A 24,339-nucleotide genomic window follows, 5' to 3' on the forward strand; every position below is an offset into this window, starting at 1 on the left:
CGGCAGGCCGCCCGCCCGGCCTTCGGTCAGCCGTCGAGCGAGGTCATGACGTGCTTGATGCGCGTGTAGTCCTCGAAGCCGTAGGCGGAGAGGTCCTTGCCGTAGCCGGACTTCTTGTACCCGCCGTGGGGCATCTCGGCGACGAGCGGAATGTGGGTGTTGATCCACACGCAGCCGAAGTCGAGGTTCTTGGACATCCGCATCGCGCGGCCGTGGTCCTTGGTCCACACGGACGAGGCGAGGGCGAACTCGACGTCGTTCGCGTACGCCAGGGCCTGGTCCTCGTCCGTGAAGGACTGGACCGTGATGACGGGGCCGAAGACCTCGTTCTGGATGATCTCGTCGTCCTGCTTGAGGCCGGAGACCACGGTCGGGGCGTAGAAGTAGCCCTTCTCGCCGACCTGGTGGCCGCCCGCCTCGACCTTGGCGTGGGCGGGGAGGCGCTCGATGAAGCCCGCGACCTGCTTGAGCTGGTTCGGGTTGTTCAGCGGACCGTAGAGCACGTCCTCGTCGTCCGGCTGCCCGGTCTTGGTGTCGGCCGCGTTCTTGGCCAGCGCCGCGACGAACTCGTCGTGGATCGACTCGTGGACCAGTACGCGGCAGGCCGCGGTGCAGTCCTGGCCGGCGTTGAAGAAGCCCGCGACCGCGATGTCCTCGGCGGCCTTGGCGATGTCGGCGTCCTCGAAGACCACGACGGGGGCCTTGCCACCGAGCTCCAGGTGGACGCGCTTGACGTCCTTGGAGGCGCTCTCGGCGACCTGCATGCCCGCGCGCACCGAGCCGGTGATGGAGGCCATCGCCGGAGTGCGGTGCTCGACCATCGCCCGGCCGGTGTCGCGGTCGCCGCAGACGACGTTGAAGACGCCCTTGGGCAGGATCGAACCGATGATCTCCGCCATCAGGATGGTGGAGGCCGGGGTGGTGTCCGAGGGCTTGAGGACCACGGTGTTGCCCGCGGCCAGGGCCGGGGCGAACTTCCAGACGGCCATCATCATCGGGTAGTTCCACGGCGCGACCTGGGCGCAGACGCCGACCGGCTCACGGCGGACGATCGAGGTCATCCCCTCCATGTACTCGCCGGCCGAACGGCCCTCGAGCAGGCGCGCGGCACCGGCGAAGAAGCGGATCTGGTCCACCATCGGCGGCAGCTCCTCGCTGGCCGTGAGGCCGAGCGGCTTGCCGGTGTTCTCCGATTCGGTGGCGACCAGCTCGTCCGCGCGGGCCTCGAAGGCGTCCGCGATCTTCAGCAGGGCCTTCTGGCGCTCGGAGGGGGTCGCGTCGCGCCACGCCGGGAAGGCGGCCGCGGCCGCGGCCATGGCGTCGTCGACGTCCGCCTGGCCGGAGAGGGGAGCGGTCGCGTACGCCTCGCCCGTGGCGGGGTTGACCACCTCGGTGGTCCGCCCGTCGGCGGCGTCCTTGAACTCCCCGCCGATGTAGTTGCGCAGACGACGCAGTTCGGTGGTCACTACAGCCACACTCCTGTGATCACATGTCCAATGGTTGAGACAGCTACTCAGCCTAGCCCCTCAGACGCCGTTTTCGACAGGCCCACACATCACGAACTACGGAATCAGTGAGATCTGACTCCAGAAACAACGAATTACATCGTTCTCGCCTTGCGGAACAGACGACTCCTCGTGCACAGTGAGGTCGTGGTCAGTCGAAGCGCAGATTCCAGGAACAGACAACCGTCCCCTTCGGTCGATGCTGTGTCCCTGGCGATCATCGAGCAACTGCAAGAGGACGGTCGCCGTCCTTACGCGGCGATCGGCAAGGCCGTCGGCCTGTCCGAAGCAGCGGTGCGCCAGCGGGTACAGAAGCTGCTCGACCAGGGCGTCATGCAGATCGTCGCCGTCACCGACCCGCTCACCGTGGGGCTCCGGCGCCAGGCGATGGTCGGCATCAACGTCGAGGGAGACCTCGACCCGGTGGCCGACGCGCTGACCGCGATGGCCGAATGCGAGTACGTGGTGATGACCGCGGGCTCGTTCGACCTGATGGTGGAAATCGTCTGCGAGGACGACGACCACCTGCTGGAAACGATCAACAAGAAGATCCGCGCGCTCCCCGGCGTGCGATCAACCGAAAGCTTCGTTTACCTGAAGCTGAAGAAGCAGACCTACATGTGGGGAACGCGATAGCCGTGAGCCAGGACCTCTCCAAGACCGCCTACGACCACCTGTGGATGCACTTCACCCGCATGTCGTCGTACGAGAACTCGCCCGTACCCACCATCGTGCGCGGCGAGGGCACCTACATCTTCGACGACAAGGGCAAGCGCTACCTGGACGGTCTCGCCGGACTGTTCGTGGTCAACGCCGGTCACGGCCGCAAGGAACTGGCCGAGGTCGCGTACAAGCAGGCCCAGGAACTCGCGTTCTTCCCCATCTGGTCGTACGCGCACCCCAAGGCCGTCGAGCTCGCCGAGCGCCTCGCGCACTACGCCCCGGGCGACCTGAACAAGGTCTTCTTCACCACCGGTGGCGGCGAGGCCGTCGAGACCGCCTGGAAGCTCGCCAAGCAGTACTTCAAGCTTCAGGGCAAGCACACCAAGTACAAGGTCATCTCGCGTGCGGTCGCCTACCACGGCACCCCGCAGGGCGCCCTGTCCATCACCGGCCTGCCGGCCCTCAAGGCCCCCTTCGAGCCGCTGGTCCCCGGCGCGCACAAGGTGGTCAACACCAACATCTACCGCGCCCCGATCTACGGCGACGACCCCGAGGCCTACGGCCGCTGGTGCGCCGACCAGATCGAGCAGGAGATCCTGTTCGAGGGCGCCGACACCGTCGCCGCCGTCTTCCTGGAGCCGGTGCAGAACGCCGGTGGCTGCTTCCCGCCGCCGCCCGGCTACTTCCAGCGCGTCCGCGAGATCTGCGACGAGTACGACGTCCTGCTCGTCTCCGACGAGACGATCTGCGCGTTCGGCCGTCTCGGCACGATGTTCGCCTGTGACAAGTTCGACTACATCCCGGACATGATCACCTGTGCGAAGGGCATGACCTCGGGCTACTCCCCGATCGGTGCCTGCATCATCTCGGACCGCCTCGCCGAGCCGTTCTACAAGGGTGACAACACCTTCCTGCACGGCTACACCTTCGGCGGACACCCCGTGTCCTCCGCGGTGGCGCTCGCCAACCTCGACATCTTCGACAAGGAAGGCCTCAACCAGCACGTGCTGGACAACGAGGACGCCTTCCGCTCGACGCTGGAGAAGCTGCACGACCTGCCGATCGTCGGCGACGTCCGCGGCAACGGCTACTTCTACGGCATCGAGCTCGTCAAGGACAAGGTCACCAAGGAGTCCTTCACGGACGAGGAGACCGAGCGCGTGCTCTACGGCTTCCTCTCCAAGGCGCTCTTCGAGAACGGCCTGTACTGCCGCGCCGACGACCGTGGCGACCCGGTCATCCAGCTGGCCCCGCCGCTGACCGCCGACCAGGGCACCTTCGACGAGATCGAGGGCATCCTGCGCCGCGTGCTCACCGAGGCCTGGACCAAGCTCTAACCAGCCGCGTCCCTCCACCGTCCCGCAGGCGGCAAACTGCCGGACCACACGGCCCGGATCCTCCGTTCGAGTGAGAACGCGGGGGTCCGGGCCGTGTGCTGTCACCATCCAAGACGTTCATCTCTTTACATCTCATTGCGGCGCCAGTGACCAAGCGGGCTCCGCTTCGTTCCCCCGGACGGAGGTGTACGCCATGGTGGCTCCACGGGACAACGCTCCGCCGGACAGCGCTCGGCACGACGGTGCCCGGCCGGACAGCGCTCGGCAGGACAGTGCCCCGCCCCAGGACGATCTGCTCTGGGCACGGTCCCTTCACTACTCCCACAGCGGCTCGCCGGGCCTCATCGGGGTCTCGGTCGGTGTCCGCGCGGGAGAGATCCTCGCCGTGACCGGCCCCCGCGGCAGCGGCAAGAGCACGCTGCTGCGCTGCCTGTCCGGACGGCTGCGGCCCGAGCAGGGCGAGGTCTGGTTCAACAGCGTCCCCGTGCACACCATGGGGACCCTGGCCCGCGAGCGGCTGCGCCGCGACCGCTTCGGCTGGATCGGCTCCGAGCCGCGGCTCCTGCCCGAGCTGCGGGTCTGGGAGAACGCCGCCCTGCCACTGCTGATCGCGGGCGCCGGCCACCGCACCGCCAAACGGGTCGCCTGCGAATGGCTCGACCGCCTCGACATCGGGGCCTTCGCCCGCAAGCACCCCGACTCCCTCAACCGGGCCGAGTCCCAGCGCGTCGCCCTCGCCCGCGCCCTCGTGCACCTGCCCGCCGTGGTCTTCGCCGACGAGCCCACGGCCCCGCTGCACCGCGCCGAGCGCTCCCTGCTGCTGCGCACGCTCACCACGGCCGCCCGCTCCCACGGCATCACCGTGCTGCTGGCCACCCACGACGAGGAGACCGCGGCCGTCGCCGACCGGCGGTTCTCCCTGCTCGACGGCCGCCCGGCCGCCACGGCAGCCGCGGCCGGGCTCTCCCCGACCTCCTTCCCCCAGCCCCCGGAGGACCAGGCCGCGTGCTCGCTCTCCGCCTAGCCCGCGGCTCCCGGCCGCTGGTACAACTGCGCCGGCTGCTCGTCGCCGCGGCCTCGGCCGGCAGCGGCTTCCTGCTGCTGTACGTGCTCGCGCAGGCCACCGCCCGGCCCGCCGGATCGTTCCCTCAGCTGCTGTGGGCCCTGGTCCCCCTCGCCGTCACCGTCCAGTTCGCCGTCGCCGTGGCCCGGACCGACCCCGCGACCCGGCCCCCGGAAGGGCTGGACGCCGCCGGGCTGGGACCCGTACGGCTCACCCTGGTCGCGACGATCTCCACCGCCGTGGCCTGCACCCTCGGCAGCGCCGTCGCCCTGGCCGTCTTCCTCCACCTGCGCGGGGAGGTGACCGGGCTGCCCTTCGACGGCGCCGGAGCCGAGCTGCTCCACGCCGACCAGCCCCTGCCCGTGGCGGCCGCCCTCACCCTGTTGGCCCTGCTGCCGCTGGCCGCCTCGATCGCCACCGCCCTCGCCCTGCGCCCGCACCCCCGGCCCGCGCCGCAGACCGCACTGCCCTGGGGCATCGCCCTCACCGCCTGCGGACTCGCCGTGCTGGCCTACGCCCGCCCCGGCGGAGCCGGCATGCCCGCGGGCTGGGCGCTGACCGCCCTCGGGCTCGCCCTCGCCGGACCCGGCCTGGCCTACGCCTGCGGGGCGCTGGTCCAGTCCGTCCGCCCGGGCGCGCTCCGGCTGCTGGCCGGGCGGGCCCTTCAGGAGGAGGCCCCCCGCCTGGGCGCACCCCTCGGTGTCCTGTGCGCCGTCGGGGCGGGCGCCCTCAGCGCCGTGGCCCTGCGCGAGCACGGCGGGCTCCAGGTCCCGCTCGGCCCGCTGACCGTGCCCGCCGCCGCCCTGGTGGCCCTGTGCGCGGCCGCCACCCTGCTCGTCTCCGCGGTCGAGGTCCACCAGGCCCGGGCCGCCACCCGCGAGACTCTGACCGGGCTCGGCGCCCCGGGCAAGGTCCTCCGTACGGCCGCGACCGTACGGGCCACCGCGCTGGTGGCGGTGTGCCTGCCGCTCAGCTGGGGTGTGTCACAGCTGACGTCGCTGGCATTGACCCGCTGAGGCGGGCTGCCCTTAGGGTGGGCCGAATGGTCAACCCACACATCGAGTCCGATACCGAGATCGAGACGCTCGCCGAGTTCGACCGGGTCGTGGCCCGCGGCTCGCTGAGCGGGTACCGGATCCAGTCGGTCAACCTGCTGGAGCGGACCTTCGCCCTCCTGTCCGCCGACGCCTCGGCCGCCGTGTTCCTGGGCTGCGCCATGGAACCGGACGCCTCGGTCAAGGTGCGCGCGGACGGCGCCCTGGTCTTCCCGCCCGTCCCCGACCTCCCCTTCAACCCGTACCGGGGCCTGCTCTACACGCCCGAGGAGCTCTTCACCGGGCTGTCGAGCGGCTACGAGAACACCCCGGACGCGGAGGCGTACGCCTGGTTGCAGGAGACCACGGCGGACGGGGACATCTACTCCTCGATGCTGCGCTCCATCCACGACGACGCCATCTCCGACGCCCTCGACGAACACCTCGCCGGCGCCCGCGTGGTCGGTGTGATGGGCGGCCACGCCATGGCCCGCGGCGGCGACGCCTACCGGGGCGCGGCCGAACTGGGCCGGACGCTGACCCGTTCCGGGCTGACCGTGGCCACCGGCGGCGGCCCCGGCGCGATGGAGGCGGCCAACCTCGGCGCGTACCTCGCCCCGGCCCCCGACGAGGCGCTGCCCGAAGCCCTGCGGATGCTGGCCAAGGCCCCGTCCTTCACCCCGTCCGTCTCCGACTGGGCGCGCGCGGCCTTCGCCGTACGGGAACGCTGGCCGGCGGTCACGGGCGGCGACTCGGTGGGCATCCCCACCTGGTTCTACGGGCACGAGCCGCCGAACCCCTTCGCCGGGCACATCGCGAAGTACTTCGCGAACGCCACCCGGGAGGACGGGCTGCTCGCCCGGTCCAACGCGGGCGTGGTGTTCCTGCCGGGCGCGGCGGGCACGGTCCAGGAGATATTCGACAACGCGACGCCCAATTACTACGCGTCCCGGGGCGAGCCCACCCCGATGGTCCTCGTCGACCGCTCCCACTGGACCGAACGGCTGCCCGCCTGGCCGCTGCTCCAGGCGCTGGCCCGCGGCCGGGCGATGGAGTCCCGGATCGCACTGGTCGACTCCGTGTCCGAGGTCCCCGCGGCCCTCGCCGCGATGAGCTGACCTCCACAACCTGACCTACGCAGGCAACTCCCCGCCCCTTTTCCACGTCTGGAAGAGGTACGCACTACGTAAAACCTGCCAGACGTGAACGGAGCCCTCGGGTGCTCATAGGCCTGCTCACCGCCATCGCGGCGTCCATCTGCTACGGCACGGGATCCGTCCTGCAAGCCGTGGGCTCACGGCGGGCGGCCCGGATGTCGCCGGCCGCCGCGGGGGTCACCCAGCACGGCGGCCCGAACCTCACCTCCACGGCGAAGGCCGCGATGACCTGGGAGTTCATCGTCGGCACGATCCTGGACTTCGTGGGCTTCGGCCTGGGCGCGCTGGCCGCCCGGCTCCTGCCGCTCTTCCTCTCGCAGACGGTCATCAGCGCCAACCTGGTGATCACGGCCGTGCTGAGCGTGAAGATGCTCGGCATCCGGCTGACCCGCAAGGAATGGACCTCCATCGGGGTCGTCTGCGCGGCCCTGGTGCTGCTGGCGACGGCCGCGGGCCACGAGGGCGGCCACTACGCGCCGCCCGCCACGCACTGGTGGCTGCTGGCGGTGACCGTGCTGATCATCGTCGGCGGCACGGTGGCCGTACGCTTCCTCGGCGCCCGGGCCGCGATCCTGGCGGGCCTGCTGTCGGGTCTGGCGTTCGGCGCGCTGGGCGTCGGGGTCCGCATCCTGAACGGCGTGGAGCCGTTCTCGTTCCCCTCCCTCCTCACCGACCCGGCCCTGTACGCCATCGTCCTGGCGGGGGTCGGCGGCATGTACCTGCACACCGTGGCGCTCCAGATCGGCTCGGTGAACGGCGCCACCGCCGCCCTGGTGGTCGGCGAAACCGTGCTCCCCGGAGCGATCGGCGTCCTCTGGCTGGGCGACGCCTCCCGCCCCGGCATGGCCTGGCTCGCGGTCCTCGGCTTCGTCCTGGCGGTAACCGGCGCCGTCGCGGTCGCCTGGTACGGCAACCACGAAGGCGCGGACGGCGACGTCCCCACCCCGGAACCAACCCCAGCCCCGGTCGCCTGAAACCAACCCCCCGGCGGTACTTTCAGCCGTCCGGCGTTTGAGGACCGGGGTCTGGGGCGGAGCCCCAGAAGGGGTCCGGGCGCTGCCCGGCCCCCTTCCCCAGCCCGTCCGGCGCTTGAGGACCGGGTCAGGGCAGAGCCCTGGGAACGGAGGAAGGGCGGGTAGGGGACAGCCCCGCGGGGCGCCCCGCAGGGGCGCCCCGCACAGCGGCAAAGGTCGCAGCGGGGACTCCGCCCCGCGCAGCGGCCCCTACTCCCCCGGCAGCACGACCACCTCGGCCGGGGCGAAGGACACCGCGACCCGGTCCCCGACCGCCGGCGCCCCCTCCAGCCCGCACTCCGCCTCCAGCACCGGCCCCACCTCAGGCCGCAGCAGCAGCGCGACATGCGTCCCCCGGAAGGTCCGCGACACCACCTCGCACCCCAGCCCGCCCCCGGGCGACAGCACGACCCCCGCCGGCCGGATCAGCACCTGGCAGTCCCCCTCCACGGCCCCCGGAACGGCCCCCGCGGGAACCGCGACCTTCCCCCACGGAGTGGAGGCGACCCCACCCGACACCACCGCCGGGACGACGTTCTCGAAGCCCAGGAAGCGCGCCACGAACTCGGACGCCGGCCGCTGCCACACCTCCAGCGGTGTCCCCGCCTGCGCGATCCGCCCGTCCCGCATGACGACCACCCGGTCGGCCAGCGCGAACGCCTCACCCTGGTCGTGCGTGACGGCCAGCACGGTCGTGCCCAGCCGCGAGAACAGTCCCTGCAACTCCACCACGAGCCGCTCCCGCAGCCCGCGGTCCAGTTGCCCCAGCGGCTCGTCCAGCATCAGCAGCCGCGGCGAAGGCGCGAGTGCCCGCGCCAGCGCGACCCGCTGCTGCTCGCCGCCGGACAGCGAGGCCACCGCCCGGCCCTGCGCCCCGGGGAGCCCGACCAGCTCCAGGAGCTCGGTGACCCGGGTCTCGGAGGACTGCTTCGAAGCACCCCGCATCCGCAGGCCGAAGGCGACGTTCCCGCCCACGTCCCGGTGCGGGAACAGCTGGTGGTCCTGGAACATCAGGCCCACCCCCCGCCGGTGTACGGGCACTGCGGCCTGGTCCGCGCCGCCCAGCAGCACCCTCCCGCCGGCGACGGGCTGGAGCCCGGCCACCACCCGGAGCAGGGTGGACTTGCCGCTCCCGCTCGGCCCCAGCACGCACACGATCTCGTGCTCGGCGACCGCCAGGTCCACGGCGTCCACGACCGCGCGCTCACCGAAGCGGACCGACACCCCTTCCAGCTGAAGCAGGGTCATCAGAACTCTCCGGAGGTCTTGTCGGGTCGCAGTCGCTCCAGCGCCAGCAGGGACACCGCGCACACCAGCATCAGGATCGTGCTCAGGGCCATCGCCTGCCCGTAGTTCATCTCCCCGGCCCGCCCCAGCAGCCGCGCCACGGCGACCGGCAGCGTCGGATGGTCGGGCCTTGCGATGAAGACGGTCGCCCCGAACTCCCCGAGGGACACGGCGAAGGCGAAGCCCGCCGCGATCAGCAGGGCGCGCCGCACCATGGGCAGGTCCACCTCCCGCCAGGCCCGCAGCGGTGAGGCGCCGAGCACGGCGGCGGCCTCCCGCAGCCGTCCGTCCACCGCGCGCAGGACCGGCAGCATGGTCCGTACGACGAAGGGAACGCCCACCAGCGCCTGCGCCAGCGGCACCAGGATCCACGAGGTCCGCAGGTCCAGCGGCGGCTTGTCGAGGGTGATGAGGAATCCGAAGCCGACGGTCACGGCCGACACCCCCAGCGGAAGCATCAGCAGCGCGTCGAAGCCCCGTACGAAACGGCCCGCGCGCCGGGTCAGCGCAGCGGCCGCGAGCCCGCCGACGACCAGCGCGATGGCAGTGGCGGCGAGCGCGTACTGCAGGGAGTTCCAGATCGCCTCCAGCGGCGGCACCAGGAAGGTTCCGCCGCCGGCGCCCACCTCCTGGAGCGCCCGGTAGAAGCCGAAGCCGTAGCCGCCGGGGGCGTCGAGCGACCGCTCGACCAGCACCGCGAGCGGCGCCACGATCAGCAGCGCCACCGTCAGCAGCACCCCGCCGAGCAGGGTGCGCTGGGCCCAGCCGCGCGGCCGGTGCGTGGTCCGCCCCGGGTCGACGAGCCGCAGCGCGGTCTCCCGCTTGCGCACGGTCCAGGCGTGCACGCCGAGGATCGCTCCGATGGCCGCGAACTGCACCATCGTCAGCACGGCGGCCGTGGGCAGGTCCAGGAGCTGCGCGGTCTGCCGGTAGACCTCCACCTCCAGGGTGGAGTACGCGGGCCCGCCCAGGATCTGCACGACGCCGAAGGAGGAGAAGGTGAACAGGAACACCATCAGCGAAGCGGCCGCGACGGCCGGGCCCAGCGCGGGCAGCGTCACCCGCCGCCAGGCGGCGAACCGCCCGGCGCCCAGCACCCGGGCGGCCTCCTCCTGGCGCGGGTCCAGCTGCGCCCACAGCCCGCCCACCGTGCGGATGACGACGGCGTAGTTGAAGAAGACGTGCGCGAGCAGGATCGCCCAGACGGTCGTGTCGAGGCGGATCCCCCACACCTCGTCCAGCAGGCCGTTGCGCCCCACCAGCGCGAGGAAGGCAGTGCCGACCACGACGGTCGGCAGCACGAACGGCACCGTCACGAGCGCCCGCAGCAGTTGTTTGCCGGGGAACTCGAAGCGCGCGAAGACGTACGCGCCGGGGAGCGCGATCAGGAGCGTGAGCGCCGTGGACGCGAGCGCCTGCCAGGTGGTGAACCAGAGCACGTCGCCGATGTCGGGCCGGGCCAGCACCTCGCCGATCCGGCCGAACTGCCAGCCGTCGTCCGTCTTGAGCCCGCGCCCGACGATCGCGGCGACGGGATACGCGAAGAACAGCCCGAAGAAGACGAGCGGCACGGCCATCAGACCGAGCCTGACGGCCGTGGCCCGCCCGCTCTCCTTCGCAGCCTCGCTCACTCGTCCTACTTCACGACGAGGGCGGACCAGGCCTTGACCCACTGGTCACGGTTCTTGGCGATGGCCTCCGGGGCGACCGTCTCGGGCTTCTCGATGACCACGCCGTGCTTGGTGAAGAGCTCCGGCAGCGCCGCGTCCTTGGTCACCGGGTTCACGAACATCTGGAGCGGCATGTCCTCCTGGAACTTCTTGGAGATCAGGAAGTCCAGGAGCGCCTTGCCGCCCTCCTCGTTCTTCGCGCCCTTGAGCAGACCCGCGAACTCGGTCTGGCGGAAGCACGTGCCCGTGGAGACGCCCGTCGGGGCCTCGGCCGGCTGCGGCTCGCCGTAGAGGACCTCGACCGGCGGGCTGGAGGCGTAGGAGACGACCAGCGGCCGGTCGCCCTTGGCCTTCTTGCCGCCCGCCGAGCCGGAGAAGCGCTCGTTGTAGGCCTGCTCCCAGCCGTCGACGACCTCGACGCCGTTGGCCTTGAGCTTGCTCCAGTAGTCCTTCCAGCCCTCGTCGCCGTACTTGCCGACGGAGGCGAGGAGGAAGCCGAGGCCGGGCGAGGAGGTCGCGGCGTTCTCGGTGACCAGCAGGTTCTTGTACTCCGGCTTGATCAGGTCGTCCAGCGTCTGCGGCGGGGCGATCTTCTTGTCCGCGAAGTAGGCCTTGTCATAGTTCACGCAGATGTCGCCGGAGTCGACGGGGGTGACCCGGTGCTCCTTGTCGAGCACGAACTCGGGCTTCACGCCGGCCAGCCCCTTGGCCTCGTACGGCGTGAAGATGCCGTTGTCGAGGGCCCGGGAGAGCAGCGTGTTGTCCACGCCGAAGAAGACGTCGCCGCGCGGGGAGCCCTTGGTGAGGATCTCCTGGTTCAGGGCCGCACCCGCGTCGCCGGACTTCAGGACCTTGACGGTGTAGCCGCTCTGCTGCTCGAACTCCTTGAGGACCGTGTCGGTCACGTTGAAGGAGTCGTGCGAGACGAGGGTGATCGTCTTGGACTTCGGGGCGTCGCTCGCCCCGGCGGACTTGTCCTTGGCGTCGCCGCCACCGCAGGCGCTGAGCGTGGTGACGCCGAGCGCGGCCGCGAGCGCGACGCCCGCCATCTTCTTGGTGGTGCTCATTGGTGCATTCCTCCTGGGATGTCCAGGAGAAGACGCGGCCCCGCCCGGCGCTCTGTGGAGCGGACGCCGGGCAGGGCGCAACAGCTTGAGTGATGACCGAACTTCCTACCCCGAATGACCGGGGCGAGGTTCAGAGGGTCTGCGGTGACGGATACCGCACTCTCAGCGCTGTGGCGCTCCCCTGTCGGAATATGAAATTGGTTTCGGCCACAGGGTACCCCGCGGCCGAAAGCAAACCTCAACTGGCGGAAATCAGCGCTCCGAGGCGGCGAGCTGGCCGCACGCGCCGTCGATCTCCTGACCACGGGTGTCGCGTACGGTCACCGGCACACCGTGGCGGGCGATGGCGTCCACGAACGCCTTCTCGTCCTCGGGCCGCGAGGCGGTCCACTTCGAGCCCGGCGTCGGGTTCAGCGGGATCAGGTTGACGTGCACGCGCTTGCCCTTGAGCAGCTTGCCGAGCAGGTCACCACGCCAGGCCTGGTCGTTGATGTCACGGATCAGGGCGTACTCGATGGAGATCCGGCGGCCGGACTTCTCCGCGTACTCCCAGGCCGCGCCGAGCACCTCGCGGACGTTCCAGCGGGTGTTCACGGGGACCAGGGTGTCGCGCAGCTCGTCGTCCGGGGCGTGCAGGGAGACGGCGAGACGGCACTTGAAGCCCTCGTCGGCGAAGCGGAGCATCGCCGGGACCAGGCCCACGGTGGAGACGGTGATCCCGCGCTGGGACAGGCCCAGGCCGTCGGGCTCCGGGTCGGTGAGGCGGCGGATGGCACCGACGACGCGGTTGTAGTTGGCGAGCGGCTCGCCCATGCCCATGAAGACGATGTTCGACAGCCGGGCGGGCCCGCCGGGGACCTCGCCGTCGCGCAGGGCGCGCATGCCGTCGACGATCTGGTGCACGATCTCGGCGGTCGACAGGTTGCGGTCGAGACCGGCCTGGCCGGTGGCGCAGAACGGGCAGTTCATGCCGCAGCCGGCCTGCGAGGAGATGCACATGGTGACCCGGTCGGGGTAGCGCATCAGCACGGACTCGACGAGCGTGCCGTCGTGCAGCTTCCACAGGGTCTTGCGGGTGGTGTCGTCGTCGCACGAGATGTGCCGCAGGACGTTCATCAGGTCCGGCAGCAGCTCCTGCTGGAGCTTCTCGCGGGACGCGGCGGGGATGTCGGTCCACTCGGCCGGGTCGTGCGCGTACCGGGCGAAGTAGTGCTGGGAGAGCTGCTTGGCCCGGAACGGCTTCTCACCGATCGCGGCGACGGCCTCCCGGCGCTCCTCGGGCGTGAGGTCGGCGAGGTGCCGGGGCGGCTTCTTCGCTCCACGAGGGGCGACGAACGTGAGCTCTCCCGGGACAGGGCGGGCCATGGCAGGTACTCCTTGTAAGACGAAAGGCGCGCCGCAGAAGCAGCGCGCCTTCCAAGAGTAACCGCCCCGCCTGTACGGGCGCCTTTTCGCAGGTCAGCCGGTACCGACGAACAGCGCCAGCAGCAGCCAGACCACGGGGGCCGTCGGAAGCAGGGAATCCAGCCGGTCCATGATGCCGCCGTGACCCGGCAGCAGGGTGCCCATGTCCTTGATCCCGAGATCCCGCTTGATCATGGATTCCCCGAGGTCACCGAGCGTGGCGCTGACGGCGACGGCGAAGCCGAGCACCAGGCCCTGCCACCAGACGCCCCCGTCGATCAGGAACTCCATGCAGAGCGCGCCGGCCCCCATCGCGAAGGCCACCGCTCCGAAGAGCCCCTCGCGGGTCTTTCCGGGGCTGATGCGCGGGGCGAGCTTGGTCTTGCCGAAGCGCCAGCCGACGGCATAGGCCCCGGTGTCGCTGACCACGGTCAGGAGCAGGAAGGTGATCACCCGCTGCGGACCGTCGTCGGCGGTGAGCAGCATCGCGACGAAGGTGGCCAGGAAGGGCACGTAGAACGCCGCGAAGGCGCCCGCCGTGACGTCCTTGAGGTAGTCCTCGGGCGGCTCGGTCATCCGCCAGACGAGCAGGGCCAGCACCGTCAGCGCCATGGCCACCCAGGCACCCTCGGCCCCGCGGACGTATCCGGCGATGACCATGGCCGCGCCGCCGATGGCGAGCGGGACCAGCGGGGCCTTGATGCCCTTCTTCTCCTGCAGCCGGGAAGTGAGCTCCCACAGGCCGACGACGACCGCCACGACGACGACGCCGACGAAGACCGCCTTGACGATGAGCAGCGAGGCGAAGATCACCGCGCCGAGGCCCACTCCGACCCCTATGGCGGCACGCAGGTCCCGCCCGGCCCGCTTCTTCTGCGGCGGGGGCGAGGCGTCCTGCGGTGCCGGCGAAGGCGGGGTCGGCGGGGGGCTGGGCATGGGCTCCTGCGGCGGCGTCTCGGCGCGGAAGAGGGAGCCGCCGTCAGCGGCGGCCCCCCGATCGCGTGCTTCCCGGTCGTCGAAGTCACGGCCGGCGGCATCGGGCACGATGGGCATGGGCCGAGTGTGCGGGCCCACCAGCGCATCGTAGGCGGGACCCGCCGGAACCGGCTCCGGCTGCCAGGAAGTGTCGTTCATCAGACTTCGAGGAGCTCGGCTTCCTTGTGCTTGAGCAGCTCGTCCACCTGCGCGACGTACTTCGCGGTGGTGTCGTCGAGCTCCTTCTCGGCGCGGCGCACCTCGTCCTCGCCGGCTTCCTTGTCCTTGACGAGCTTGTCGAGCGCGTCCTTCGCCTTGCGGCGAATGGCGCGGATCGAGACCTTGGAGTCCTCGGCCTTGGTGCGCGCGACCTTGATGTACTCCTTGCGGCGGTCCTGCGTCAGCTCGGGGAAGGTCACCCGGATGATGCTGCCGTCGTTGCTGGGGTTGACGCCCAGGTCGGAGTCGCGGATGGCCGTTTCGATGTTGCGCAGGGCGCTCTTGTCGAACGGGGTCACGATCGCCATGCGCGGCTCGGGGACCGAGAAGGAGGCGAGCTGGTTGATGGGCGTGATGGCGCCGTAGTACTCCGCCACGATCTTGTTGAACATCGCCGGGTGCGCACGACCGGTGCGAATCGCGGCGAAGTCTTCCTTGGCGACGACGACGGCCTTTTCCATCTTCTCCTCGGCCTCGAGGAGGATCTCTTCGGTCACCACGTGCTCCTGCATGTCAGAAATGGATGGTTCAGGCGGACGGGGCCTGCTCAGGCCCGGGTGCCCTGGTCGCTCACGAGCGTGCCGATCTTCTCACCCTTGACGGCTCGCGCGATATTGCCCTCGGCGAGCAGCTCGAAGACCAGGATCGGCAGCTTGTTGTCGCGGCACAGCGTGATGGCGGTGGCATCGGCGACCTTGAGGTCGCGCGACAGCACCTCGCTGTACTCCAGCGCGTCGAACTTCACCGCGTCCGGGTTCTTCTTCGGGTCGGAGTCGTAGACCCCGTCGACACCGTTCTTGCCCATGAGCAGGGCCTCGGCGTCGATCTCCAGGGCGCGTTGGGCGGCCGTGGTGTCGGTGGAGAAGTAGGGCATGCCCATGCCGGCGCCGAAGATGACGACGCGGCCCTTCTCCAGGTGTCGCACGGCGCGGAGCGGGATGTACGGCTCGGCGACCTGGCCCATGGTGATGGCCGTCTGGACGCGGGAGTCGATGCCTTCCTTCTCCAGGAAGTCCTGGAGGGCGAGGCAGTTCATGACGGTGCCGAGCATGCCCATGTAGTCGGACCGGGCCCGGTCCATGCCGCGCTGCTGGAGTTCGGCGCCGCGGAAGAAGTTGCCACCGCCGATCACGATCGCGATCTCCGCGCCGTCGCGGACCACCGCGGCGACCTCGCGGGCGATGGCGTGGACTACGTCGGGGTCGACGCCGAGTCCTCCGCCACCGGAGAAGGCTTCGCCCGACAGCTTCAGCATGAAGCGGCGGCCCTTCTTGTCCTGGTCGCTCTTGTCGTCGGAAGCGGTGTGGGTGTCCACGCCCTGATTCATGGAGATCTCCTCGTGCACATACGAAGAAGGCCATTGCCGGTGGGTCCTCGCGGTTCCCTCTACGGCAATGGCCTCCTCGTCAGATCTGCGGTCGCCCTGCGCGAACGCGGGCGACTGCTTCAGACCCTACCGGGGTCCGGTGTCCGTCGCGTACGGACGGACTCAGATGCCGACCTTGATGCGCGAGAAGCGCACCAGGGTGACACCGGCCTCGTCCAGAACCTTCTGGACGGACTTCTTGGCGTCCAGGGCGTACGCCTGGCCAAGCAGGGTGTTGTCGCGGAAGAAGCCGTTGACACGACCCTCGACGATCTTCGGCAGCGCGGCCTCCGGCTTGCCCTCGGCGCGGGTGACCTCTTCGGCCACACGACGCTCGGACTCGACGACCTCGGCCGGAACGTCCTCGGCGGACAGCCACTTCGGCGCGAACGCGGCGATGTGCTGCGCGACGCCGCGGGCGACGTCGGCGTTCGCCTTGTCCAGCTCGACGAGGACGCCGATCTGGAACGGCAGGTCGGGCATCGTGCGGTGCATGTACGCCGAGACGTAACCGCCGGTGAACTGCGCGAAGCGGTCCAGGACGATCTTCTCGCCGAGGTTGGCGTTGGCCTCGTCCACGAACGCCTGCACGGTCTTGCCGGGCTCGATCTCGGACACCAGGAGCGCCTCGACGTCAGCCGGGGAAGTGGCAGCGATGTGCTTGGCCAGCTGCTCGGTGACCGCCTGGAACTTGTCGCCCTTGGCGACGAAGTCCGTCTCGCACTTCAGCTCGACGAGGACACCGGAGGTGTTGTCGTCGGAGATGACGGAGACGACGGCACCGTTCTCGGCAGAACGGCCTTCGCGCTTGGCGACGCCCTTCTGACCCTTGATACGGAGTGCCTCGACGGCCTTGTCGACGTCACCGTCGGCCTCGACCAGCGCGTTCTTGCAGTCCAGCATGCCGACGCCGGTGAGCTCGCGGAGCTTCTTGACGTCAGCGGCGGTGTAGTTCGCCATGAGTCTGTGATTCTCTCTCGAAGTCGTAGATCTACGGGTGAACGGCGGAGGAGGCGCGCTCGTGGCGCGGCTCCCCCGCCGTCATCGTCCGTGCTGTGAGTGCCCGGCGCATGAACGCCGGGCGCTCTCAGTGGGTCAGGCCTGCTCGGCGTCGGCGGCCGGAGCCTCGACGACGGCCTCGGCCTCGGCGGCCGGAGCGGCCTCGGCCTCGACGGCGGGGGCGTCGACAACAGCCTCGGCGGCCGGGGCGGCCTCAGCGTCGTCGGCCTTCTTCTCGCCCTCGAGCAGGTCGCGCTCCCACTCGGCGAGCGGCTCGGCAGCGGCCTTCTCGCCCGGCTTCGAGTCGCCAGTGGCGGCACCGGAACGGGCGATGAGGCCCTCGGCGACGGCGTCGGCGATCACGCGGGTGAGCAGGGTGACGGAGCGGATCGCGTCGTCGTTGCCCGGGATCTTGTAGTCGACCTCGTCGGGGTCGCAGTTGGTGTCGAGGATCGCGACGACCGGGATGTGGAGCTTGCGCGCCTCACCGACGGCGATGTGCTCCTTCTTGGTGTCGACGATCCAGACGGCGCTGGGAACCTTCGACATCTCGCGGATACCACCGAGGGTCTTCTCCAGCTTGATCTTCTCGCGAGAGAGGACCAGGAGCTCCTTCTTGGTGAGACCCGAGGCCGCGACGTCCTCGAAGTCGATCGCCTCAAGCTCCTTCAGACGCTGAAGGCGCTTGTAGACGGTGGAGAAGTTGGTGAGCATGCCACCCAGCCACCGCTGGTTGACGTAGGGCATACCAACGCGCGTCGCCTGCTCGGCGATGGCCTCCTGGGCCTGCTTCTTGGTACCGACGAACATGATGGAACCGCCGTGGGCGACGGTCTCCTTCACGAACTCGTAGGCGCGGTCGATGTACGACAGCGACTGCAGCAGGTCGATGATGTAGATGCCGTTGCGCTCCGTGAAGATGAAGCGCTTCATCTTCGGGTTCCAGCGGCGGGTCTGGTGACCGAAGTGGACGCCGCTTTCCAGCAGCTCCCGCATCGTTACGACGGCCATGGCCATCTCCTTGTTTTCTCGGTTTGGTTCCTGACGCCCCTGTCGCGCCCTGCCCCCGTAGAGGGGACCGAGAGACGCTGTCACCTGGCCCTGAGGGGCCGGTGCTGGGGCGTGCGAAGTCGACCCGGTGACCCGGATCGCCACAAGAAGTGTACGGGACCCGGCGGTATGCCGGATGACGCGGTTGTCCACAGCCGCCCGCCCGTCCACAGGCCCGGGCACGACCGGCCCCGGGACCGGAACCCTGACCCCCATGACAAAGCTCCTGCTCACCCTGCTCCTGACCCTGCCCCTCACCCTGGGCCCACCGCCGGCCACGCCGGGCCCCCCGGGGCCATCGGGGACCCCGGGGGCGTCTCCGGCGACATCGGCGCCACCGGGCCCACCGGGGACCCTGGGCCTACCGGGGACCCTGGGCCCGTCTCCGGCGGCATCGGGACCACCGGGCCCGACCGGGCGACCGGCGGAGCCCCAGCACGCTCCGAGCACCCCGGGCGGACGCCCGCTCCCCTCCCCCCTGACGGTGATCCGCTGGTGGGACCCGCCACCGACCCCGTACGCCGCGGGCCACCGCGGGGTGGACCTGGCGGCCCCGGTGGGCTCGGAGGTCCGCGCGGTCGGTCCGGGCCGGGTCCACTTCGCCGGCCCGGTCGCGGGCCGCGGGGTCCTCTCGCTGACGCTCCCGAACGGCCTGCGCACGACGTACGAGCCGGTCCGCCCCCTGGTGGCGGAGGGAGCCGAGGTCACGGCGGGCCAGGTGGTGGCCGTCCTCACGGACGGCCCGCACTGCCCCCGCCCCTGCCTCCACTGGGGCCTCCTCCACACGGAGACCTACCTCAACCCCCTCGCCCTCCTCCCCCGCCCGACCCCCCGCCTCCTGCCGTTGCACGACCACCCGGCGCCTGGGGCTCCCCAGCCGTCCGCCACTGGAGCACCGGGGTCCGGCGCGGAGCCCCAGGGGACCCGGCCCCAGCCCGCCCGGCACTTGAGGACCGAACACCGGACAGCACCCAGGGCATCCCCAGCCTCGCCGGCGCTTGAGGCACAGGCCCGGGCACCGCCCCGGGGCCCCCAGCCCCACCGCCGCTTGAGACGCAGGCCCGGACCGGCCCGGGGCATCCCCCAACCTCGCCAGCGTTTGAGACGCAGGCCCGGGCAGCGCCCCGGGTATCCCCAGCCTCAACGGCGTTTGAGGACCGGGTCCGGGCTGGCCCGGGGGCATCCCAGCCTCGCCGGCGCTTGAGGCGCAGGTCCGGGCTGGCCCGGGGAACGGTGGAAGGGCGGGTAGGGGACAGCCCCGCAGGGCAACGGGCGACCGCACCGGCACGGCGCGGCGCGGAACCTAGGCCGGGCCCGGGCCCTGGTCGGAACCGCGGCAGGGCCCGGGGCAGAGCCGGGGCGGGCCCGGGAGCCGGGTCGGGTCAGCCTCCGACGCCCCGCAGGGCCATGGCCACCGCCGCGTCCGTGACGACGACGGGGTCTTCCCCCGCACCCGCCTCGATCCGCCGGACGGCGGCGTCCACCACACCCTGGAGCAGCATCGCGGCCAGCCTCGGCTCCGCCTGCCCCAGCGCGGCCAACGCCTCCACGATCATCGCGATCAGCGAACCGTGCGCCGCCCGGATCTTCTCCCGCGCCCCGGCGTCCAGCTCGCTCGCCGAGATCGCCACGACCGCCCGGTGCCTCTTGTCCCCCACCAGCCCCAGCTGGCTGCGCACATACGCCTCGATCTTCGCCTCCGGCGCCTCCGCCTCGGACATCGCCGCCTCGATCTCGGCCGCCCACACGGGGAAGTCCACCGCGCACAGCTCTTCGACGACGGCCGCGCGGGACCGGAAGTACTCGTACACGGAGGACCGGGCGAGGCCGGTCCTCTCGGCGAGGGCGGGGAAGGTCAGCGCTTCCGTCCCCCCTTCGGACAGCAGGGAACGCGCGGCGTCCAACAGGGCGCCGCGCTGCATCGACCGGTGCTCGGCCACGGAGGCCGCTCGAATCCTGGGCACGCTTCCACTCTACGGACGTACCGCAAGGCCGTCGCACGCTCTCGGTCCCCGCCCCCGCACCCCGGTGGCCGGTTCAGCGCCCGACGTCCGCCAGCTTCGCCCGCAGCTGCAGGACCGACTTGGTGTGGATCTGGCTGACGCGGCTCTCGGTGACCCCGAGGACGTTGCCGATCTCGGCGAGCGTGAGGCCCTCGTAGTAGTAGAGGGTCACCACGGTCTTCTCCCGCTCGGGCAGCGTGTTGATGGCCCGCGCCAGCAGCCGCCGCAACTCCCGGTCCTCCGCGACCTCCACCGGGTTGTCCGCGGCGGTGTCCTCCAGGGTGTCCATCAGGGAGAGGCGGTCACCCTCCCCGCCCACGTGCAGCAGCTCTTCGAGGGCGACCACGTTGGCCAGCGACAACTGGCTGAAAACGGCGTGGAGATCCTCCACCCCGATGCCCATCTCCCCGGCGACCTCGTGCTCGGTCGGGGTGCGCCGCAGCTGGGCCTCCAGCGTGGCGTAGGCCCGTTCCACGGCGCGCGCCTTCTGCCGCACCGAGCGCGGGATCCAGTCCAGCGCCCGCAACTCGTCGATCATCGCGCCACGGATGCGGGTGATCGCGTACGTCTCGAACTTGATGGACCGTTCGATGTCGAACTTCTCGATGGCGTCGATCAGTCCGAAGACTCCGGAGGAGACGAAATCGGCCTGCTCCACATTGGGCGGCAGGCCGACGCTGACCCGGCCCGCCACGTACTTCACGAGGGGCGAGTAGTGCAGGATCAGCTGCTCCCGCAGCCGCTCGTCACCCGAGTCCTTGTACGAGCGCCACAGCACCTCCAGGGACGAGGGCGCGGTGGACCGCTCGCTGCCGCGCGCAGCGGGGGGCACCGCAGCGCGGTCGGACCCTGAGGTGTGCTGGGGCATGCTTCGCCTTTGCCGGAGCCGGATTCCTTGGGAGCGTAGCGTGACGGAAGTGTCGCGGTGCGCGAAGAGTACGGGATCGCGCGGGCCCGCAAGGGCGCCCCGACTCGCGCGGGCGACCCGGGACCGGCGCCTGGCGCACGGTCCCGGCGGGTGCCACCGGGAAGACCGCGTCTCTCATCGGCTTCACTCTTTCACCGGAACGCCCCAGGTCAACGACCGCCTCGCCGGGCGACCGCGCTTTATGCGCCTCCTCTTGGCCGGTTCGAGGTCAACTGCCAGCCGTCGCCCTGCCGTTCGACGAACCCCAGAGAGTGAAGTTCGTACAGTCTGCCGATGACTTCATCAGTGCCGGTGCCCGCGGCGAGGGCCAGTTCCCCCAAGTCGGCCGGGCGCCCCGCCGGCAGGGCTTCGAGCACCCGGACCGCGTCGGGCCCCAGCAGGTCCCGCGCGATCACGGGGCCGCGCCGCTCGGGGGCCAGCTCCCCCATCCCCCCGACCAGCTCGATGACCTCCGCCGCGTCCGTGACCAGCGCGGCCTCGCCGCGCAGCAGTTCGTGCACACCGGCCGAGAGCCCGCTGGTGGCCGGGCCCGGGATGCCCATGGTGATCCTGCCCAGGGCCTGGGCCCGCCGGGCGGTGACCAGGGATCCGCTGCGGTGGGCCGCCTCCACGACCACCGTGCCCCGGGTCAGCGCCGCGATGACGCGGTTGCGCAGGACGAAGCGGCTCGGCGTGGGGTGACTGCCGGGCGGCAGTTCTCCGAGGAGCAGCCCCTGGGAGGCGATCCGGCTGAGCAGTCCGGCGTGCCCGCGCGGGTAGGCCACGTCCACCCCGCAGGCCAGCACGGCGACCGTGGCTCCGCCGGCGGCGAGGGCGCCGCGGTGAGCGGCGCCGTCGATCCCGTAGGCGGCGCCCGAGACCACCACCCAGCCGCGCTCGGCGAGTTCACCGGCCAGGCTCTGGGCCATGTGTGCCCCGTACGGGGTGCACGCGCGGGCCCCGACCACCGCGACGGAGCGCAGGGCCCAGGCCCGCAGGCTCGCCCTGCCCCGCACCCACAGCCCGACGGGCCGGGCGTCGCCGAGGTCGTCCAGCTGACTCGGCCACTCCGCCGACCCGGGGCAGACGAACCGGCCCCCGGTCTCGGCGGCGAGCGCCAGGTCCCGCCGGGGATCGGCCGCCGCGGCCCGGCGGCGGTATCCGGCGAGCCGCTCGCCGCCGACCCCGCTCAGCACCCCGGGCTCCGGCTCGGGCCCGGTCAGCAGCCGTATCAGCCCGACGGCCCCGTACGCCCGCAGCCAGCGCCCGCCGTGCTCCTCCCCGGGCTCCAGGACCCGGGTGAGCGCGGCCCGCGCGAGCACCTCACCGCCGGGCTCCGCCTGCGGCTCCGCGCCGCCCACCGGGAGCGCCTGGCCGGGCCCCCACTCGGATTCCCGCCCGGGTTCCCTTCCCGGCTCCCGCCCGGGCGCCCGGCCGCGCCCCGGGGCCGGCACCGCGGCGGTCATGAGGCGGTGTCCAGGTGCGCCGCGGCTCCGCGGGCGATTCCGGTGCGCAGTTCGAGGGCGACCGCCACGTCCAGGGCGTCGGGGCGGTCCCGGCTCCTCAGGTCGGCCACCGTCCAGGCGACCCTGAGCACCCGGTCGAGCCCCCGCGCGGTCAGCAGGCCGCGCTCCAGGTCCCGTTCGGCCTGGGCCAGGGCTCCGGGGGCGGCCGGCCAGCGGGTCCGCAGCTCGTGGCCCGGGACCTCCGCGTTGAGCCGCCAGGGCGTGCCGTCGAGCCGGGCGGCCGCCCGGTCGCGGGCCTCCCGGACCCGGGCGGCGACCACCGCCGTGGCTTCGCCGCGGCCACCCCGTCCCAGCAGATCGGAGCGGGTGACCGGCTCGACCTCGACCCGCAGGTCCACCCGGTCCAGCAGCGGCCCCGACAGCCGGGCCCGGTAGCGGCGGACCACCGAGGCCGGGCAGTCACAGCCGGTCCCGTGCAGGGTGTGCCGCCCGCAGGGACAGGGGTTGGCGGCCAGCACCATCAGGAACCGGGCCGGCAGGCGTACCACCCCGGCGGCCCGGGCGATGACCACGTGTCCCGCTTCGAGGGGCTGCCTCAGGGCGTCCAGGGCCTTGGTGCTGAACTCCGCGGCTTCGTCGAGGAACAGCACCCCCCTGTGGGCCAGTGACACCGCCCCTGGCCTGGCCACACCGGCTCCGCCTCCGACGAGGGACTGCATGGTCGCCGAGTGGTGCGGGGCGCAGTACGGGGGCCGGGCGACGAGCGGTTCGCCCGGGGGCAGGATTCCCGCGACCGAGTGGACCGCCGTGACCTCCAGGGAGTCCTGCCGGGTGAGCGGGGGCAGGATCCAGGGGATCCGCTCGGCCAGCATCGTCTTGCCCGCGCCCGGCGGCCCGCTCAGGAAGAGGTGGTGTCCCCCGGCGGCGGCCACCTCCAGGGCCCGGCGCGCCTCGTGCTGTCCGGCGACGTCGGCGAGATCGGGGAAGTCCCGCCCGTCGCGGTCGCGGGCCACCCCCGTGCCGAGTCCGGCGCCCGGGACGACCAGCCCGGCGAGCATCGGGTCCGGGCGCCCGGACGGATCCGGCGGCTCCTCCTCGGGTACCTCCCCCTCGGTGAGCACCGCGATCAGTTGCCGCAGGCTGCGCACCCCGAGCACCGAGACGTCCGGGACGAGCATGGCCTCGGCCGCGCACTGCTGCGGGACCACGACCTGCCGGTATCCGGCCTCGGCGGCGGCGAGCACCGCCGGGAGGATCCCGCGGACGGGACGCACCCGGCCGTCCAGCCCCAGCTCCCCGATGAGGACGAGATCGGCGATCACCTTCGGGTCGACCACCTCGGCGGCGCCCAGCACCGCGGCCGCCACGGCCAGGTCGAAGCCCGCGCCGGACTTCGGGACCGACGCCGGGCTGAGGCCGACGGTGAGCTTCTTCTGCGGCCAGGCGGCGCCCGAGTTCACCACGGCCGCCCTGACCCGGTCCCGGCTCTCGACCAGGGTCTTGTCGGGCAGTCCCACCAGGGCGAAGGTGGCGACCCCGGGCTCCAGGTCGGCCTGGACCTCCACCACCACGCCGTCGACGCCCACGAGGGCGACCGAGCAGGCCCGTGCGAACCCCATCAGGCCGCCCCCCTGACGTGCTCGACCACGGGCCCGCCGCGACGCGGCAGCAGGACGCCGACGAGGTCGATGCGCACCCCGCCCGGGGGTGGCCCCCCGTGGTCCGCCAGCCAGCGCCCGGCGAGCCTGCGCAGGCGCTCGGCCTTGGCGGGCCGCAGCGCGGCCATGGGATGCTCGAACTCCCCCGCCCGCCGGGTCTTGACCTCGCACACGACGAGGGCGTCCCCGTCCCGGGCGACGATGTCGATCTCCCCGCCGCGGCACCGCCAGTTCCGCGCGATCACGGTCATCCCGGCCTCGGTGAGCCGCCGCGTCGCGAGGTCCTCGCCGTACCGCCCCAATGCCTGCTGTGCCACGCCCTTCGCCTTCATCCGGCACCACCTCCGCCGCCGACGATCCCGCGTCCCCGCCCACCTAGTGGATCTTGGTGGACAACCGGGGTCATGTGGACAACCCCGTCACCCCGGCGAGAACATCGGACGAGGGAATCGGACGGAGGAATCGGACGGGGCGGTCAGGCGACGGAACCCGGCGA

22 protein-coding genes are annotated in these 24,339 nt (G+C 71.7%); 7 read left to right on the forward strand and 15 right to left on the reverse strand.

The genetic code is table 11. From position 1 onward, the window contains the following. Positions 1-26: 26 nt before the first annotated feature. Complete coding sequence (locus AC3IX6_RS09635) at positions 27-1,466, reverse strand: gamma-aminobutyraldehyde dehydrogenase (protein ID WP_489369794.1); 1,440 nt, start codon at positions 1,464-1,466, stop codon at positions 27-29. A 171-nt stretch (positions 1,467-1,637) separates the two neighbouring features. Between AC3IX6_RS09635 and AC3IX6_RS09640 the strand changes: the two genes are divergently transcribed. The 6 genes from AC3IX6_RS09640 (at position 1,638) to AC3IX6_RS09665 (ending at position 7,733) form a co-directional block, all read left to right on the forward strand. Then, a complete protein-coding gene (locus AC3IX6_RS09640; protein ID WP_073910973.1) occupies positions 1,638-2,141 on the forward strand; it encodes an Lrp/AsnC family transcriptional regulator in 504 nt (167 codons plus the stop codon). Beyond that, on the forward strand, positions 2,126-3,505 hold the full coding sequence (locus AC3IX6_RS09645; protein WP_250743863.1) for an aspartate aminotransferase family protein: 1,380 nt from the start codon (positions 2,126-2,128) through the stop codon (positions 3,503-3,505). The genes AC3IX6_RS09640 and AC3IX6_RS09645 overlap by 16 nt, the downstream gene beginning before the upstream one ends. A 193-nt stretch (positions 3,506-3,698) precedes the next feature. Then, the gene (locus tag AC3IX6_RS09650; protein ID WP_489369795.1) at positions 3,699-4,529 is read left to right on the forward strand and encodes an ABC transporter ATP-binding protein; all 831 of its coding nucleotides are present in this window, start codon (positions 3,699-3,701) and stop codon (positions 4,527-4,529) included. Further along, on the forward strand, positions 4,511-5,584 hold the full coding sequence (locus tag AC3IX6_RS09655; RefSeq protein WP_489369796.1) for a hypothetical protein: 1,074 nt from the start codon (positions 4,511-4,513) through the stop codon (positions 5,582-5,584). Before AC3IX6_RS09650 ends, AC3IX6_RS09655 begins: the two co-directional genes overlap by 19 nt. A 26-nt stretch (positions 5,585-5,610) precedes the next feature. Further along, positions 5,611-6,720, forward strand: a complete 1,110-nt coding sequence (locus AC3IX6_RS09660) for an LOG family protein (protein WP_489369797.1) — start codon at positions 5,611-5,613, stop codon at positions 6,718-6,720. Between the two features lie 101 nt (positions 6,721-6,821). Beyond that, entirely contained in the window at positions 6,822-7,733 is a 912-nt protein-coding gene (locus AC3IX6_RS09665; protein ID WP_489369798.1) for a DMT family protein, read from the forward strand. Between the two features lie 249 nt (positions 7,734-7,982). Here AC3IX6_RS09665 and AC3IX6_RS09670 read toward each other — a convergent pair whose 3' ends face one another. The 9 genes from AC3IX6_RS09670 to rpsB all read right to left on the reverse strand — a co-directional run bounded on the left by AC3IX6_RS09670 (position 7,983) and on the right by rpsB (position 17,770). Beyond that, positions 7,983-9,020, reverse strand: a complete 1,038-nt coding sequence (locus AC3IX6_RS09670) for an ABC transporter ATP-binding protein (RefSeq protein ID WP_489369799.1) — start codon at positions 9,018-9,020, stop codon at positions 7,983-7,985. Next, positions 9,020-10,636 carry an ABC transporter permease gene (locus AC3IX6_RS09675; protein ID WP_489371388.1) on the reverse strand — a complete coding sequence of 539 codons (1,617 nt, stop codon included), beginning with the start codon at positions 10,634-10,636 and terminating at the stop codon, positions 9,020-9,022. Before AC3IX6_RS09675 ends, AC3IX6_RS09670 begins: the two co-directional genes overlap by 1 nt. Positions 10,637-10,695: 59 nt before the next feature. Continuing rightward, positions 10,696-11,796: a thiamine ABC transporter substrate-binding protein gene (locus AC3IX6_RS09680; RefSeq protein WP_489369800.1), complete on the reverse strand. Its 1,101-nt coding sequence runs from the start codon at positions 11,794-11,796 to the stop codon at positions 10,696-10,698. A 252-nt stretch (positions 11,797-12,048) separates the two neighbouring features. Then, complete coding sequence (gene rlmN / locus AC3IX6_RS09685; protein WP_266904070.1) at positions 12,049-13,161, reverse strand: dual-specificity RNA methyltransferase RlmN; 1,113 nt, start codon at positions 13,159-13,161, stop codon at positions 12,049-12,051. A 93-nt stretch (positions 13,162-13,254) separates the two neighbouring features. Beyond that, positions 13,255-14,334: a phosphatidate cytidylyltransferase gene (locus AC3IX6_RS09690; protein WP_489369801.1), complete on the reverse strand. Its 1,080-nt coding sequence runs from the start codon at positions 14,332-14,334 to the stop codon at positions 13,255-13,257. Beyond that, a complete protein-coding gene (gene frr, locus AC3IX6_RS09695; protein WP_112453867.1) occupies positions 14,334-14,891 on the reverse strand; it encodes a ribosome recycling factor in 558 nt (185 codons plus the stop codon). Before frr ends, AC3IX6_RS09690 begins: the two co-directional genes overlap by 1 nt. Before the next feature lie 50 nt (positions 14,892-14,941). Beyond that, the gene (pyrH, locus tag AC3IX6_RS09700; RefSeq protein ID WP_327304313.1) at positions 14,942-15,721 is read right to left on the reverse strand and encodes a UMP kinase; all 780 of its coding nucleotides are present in this window, start codon (positions 15,719-15,721) and stop codon (positions 14,942-14,944) included. 162 nt (positions 15,722-15,883) lie between these two features. Then, the gene (gene tsf, locus AC3IX6_RS09705; RefSeq protein ID WP_489369802.1) at positions 15,884-16,720 is read right to left on the reverse strand and encodes a translation elongation factor Ts; all 837 of its coding nucleotides are present in this window, start codon (positions 16,718-16,720) and stop codon (positions 15,884-15,886) included. A 135-nt stretch (positions 16,721-16,855) separates the two neighbouring features. After that, the gene (rpsB, locus tag AC3IX6_RS09710; protein ID WP_489369803.1) at positions 16,856-17,770 is read right to left on the reverse strand and encodes a 30S ribosomal protein S2; all 915 of its coding nucleotides are present in this window, start codon (positions 17,768-17,770) and stop codon (positions 16,856-16,858) included. A gap of 253 nt (positions 17,771-18,023) precedes the next feature. Between rpsB and AC3IX6_RS09715 the strand changes: the two genes are divergently transcribed. Continuing rightward, positions 18,024-19,013: a M23 family metallopeptidase gene (locus AC3IX6_RS09715; protein WP_489369804.1), complete on the forward strand. Its 990-nt coding sequence runs from the start codon at positions 18,024-18,026 to the stop codon at positions 19,011-19,013. Between the two features lie 178 nt (positions 19,014-19,191). Here the strand turns inward: AC3IX6_RS09715 and AC3IX6_RS09720 are convergent, their stop codons facing one another. From AC3IX6_RS09720 to AC3IX6_RS09740, 5 genes are all read right to left on the reverse strand, one after another. Continuing rightward, on the reverse strand, positions 19,192-19,749 hold the full coding sequence (locus AC3IX6_RS09720) for a TetR/AcrR family transcriptional regulator (protein ID WP_489371389.1): 558 nt from the start codon (positions 19,747-19,749) through the stop codon (positions 19,192-19,194). Between the two features lie 97 nt (positions 19,750-19,846). Further along, positions 19,847-20,680: an RNA polymerase sigma factor WhiG gene (whiG, locus tag AC3IX6_RS09725; protein WP_250743879.1), complete on the reverse strand. Its 834-nt coding sequence runs from the start codon at positions 20,678-20,680 to the stop codon at positions 19,847-19,849. 239 nt (positions 20,681-20,919) lie between these two features. Continuing rightward, positions 20,920-22,185 (reverse strand): DNA-processing protein DprA, encoded by a 1,266-nt coding sequence (gene dprA / locus AC3IX6_RS09730; protein WP_489369805.1) that lies wholly within the window; start codon positions 22,183-22,185, stop codon positions 20,920-20,922. Then, positions 22,182-23,804: a YifB family Mg chelatase-like AAA ATPase gene (locus tag AC3IX6_RS09735; protein WP_489369806.1), complete on the reverse strand. Its 1,623-nt coding sequence runs from the start codon at positions 23,802-23,804 to the stop codon at positions 22,182-22,184. Before AC3IX6_RS09735 ends, dprA begins: the two co-directional genes overlap by 4 nt. Beyond that, positions 23,804-24,175: a YraN family protein gene (locus tag AC3IX6_RS09740; RefSeq protein ID WP_489369807.1), complete on the reverse strand. Its 372-nt coding sequence runs from the start codon at positions 24,173-24,175 to the stop codon at positions 23,804-23,806. The genes AC3IX6_RS09735 and AC3IX6_RS09740 overlap by 1 nt, the downstream gene beginning before the upstream one ends. Positions 24,176-24,339: the final 164 nt, after the last annotated feature.

This window comes from Streptomyces sp. GL_141 (genome assembly GCF_057834385.1).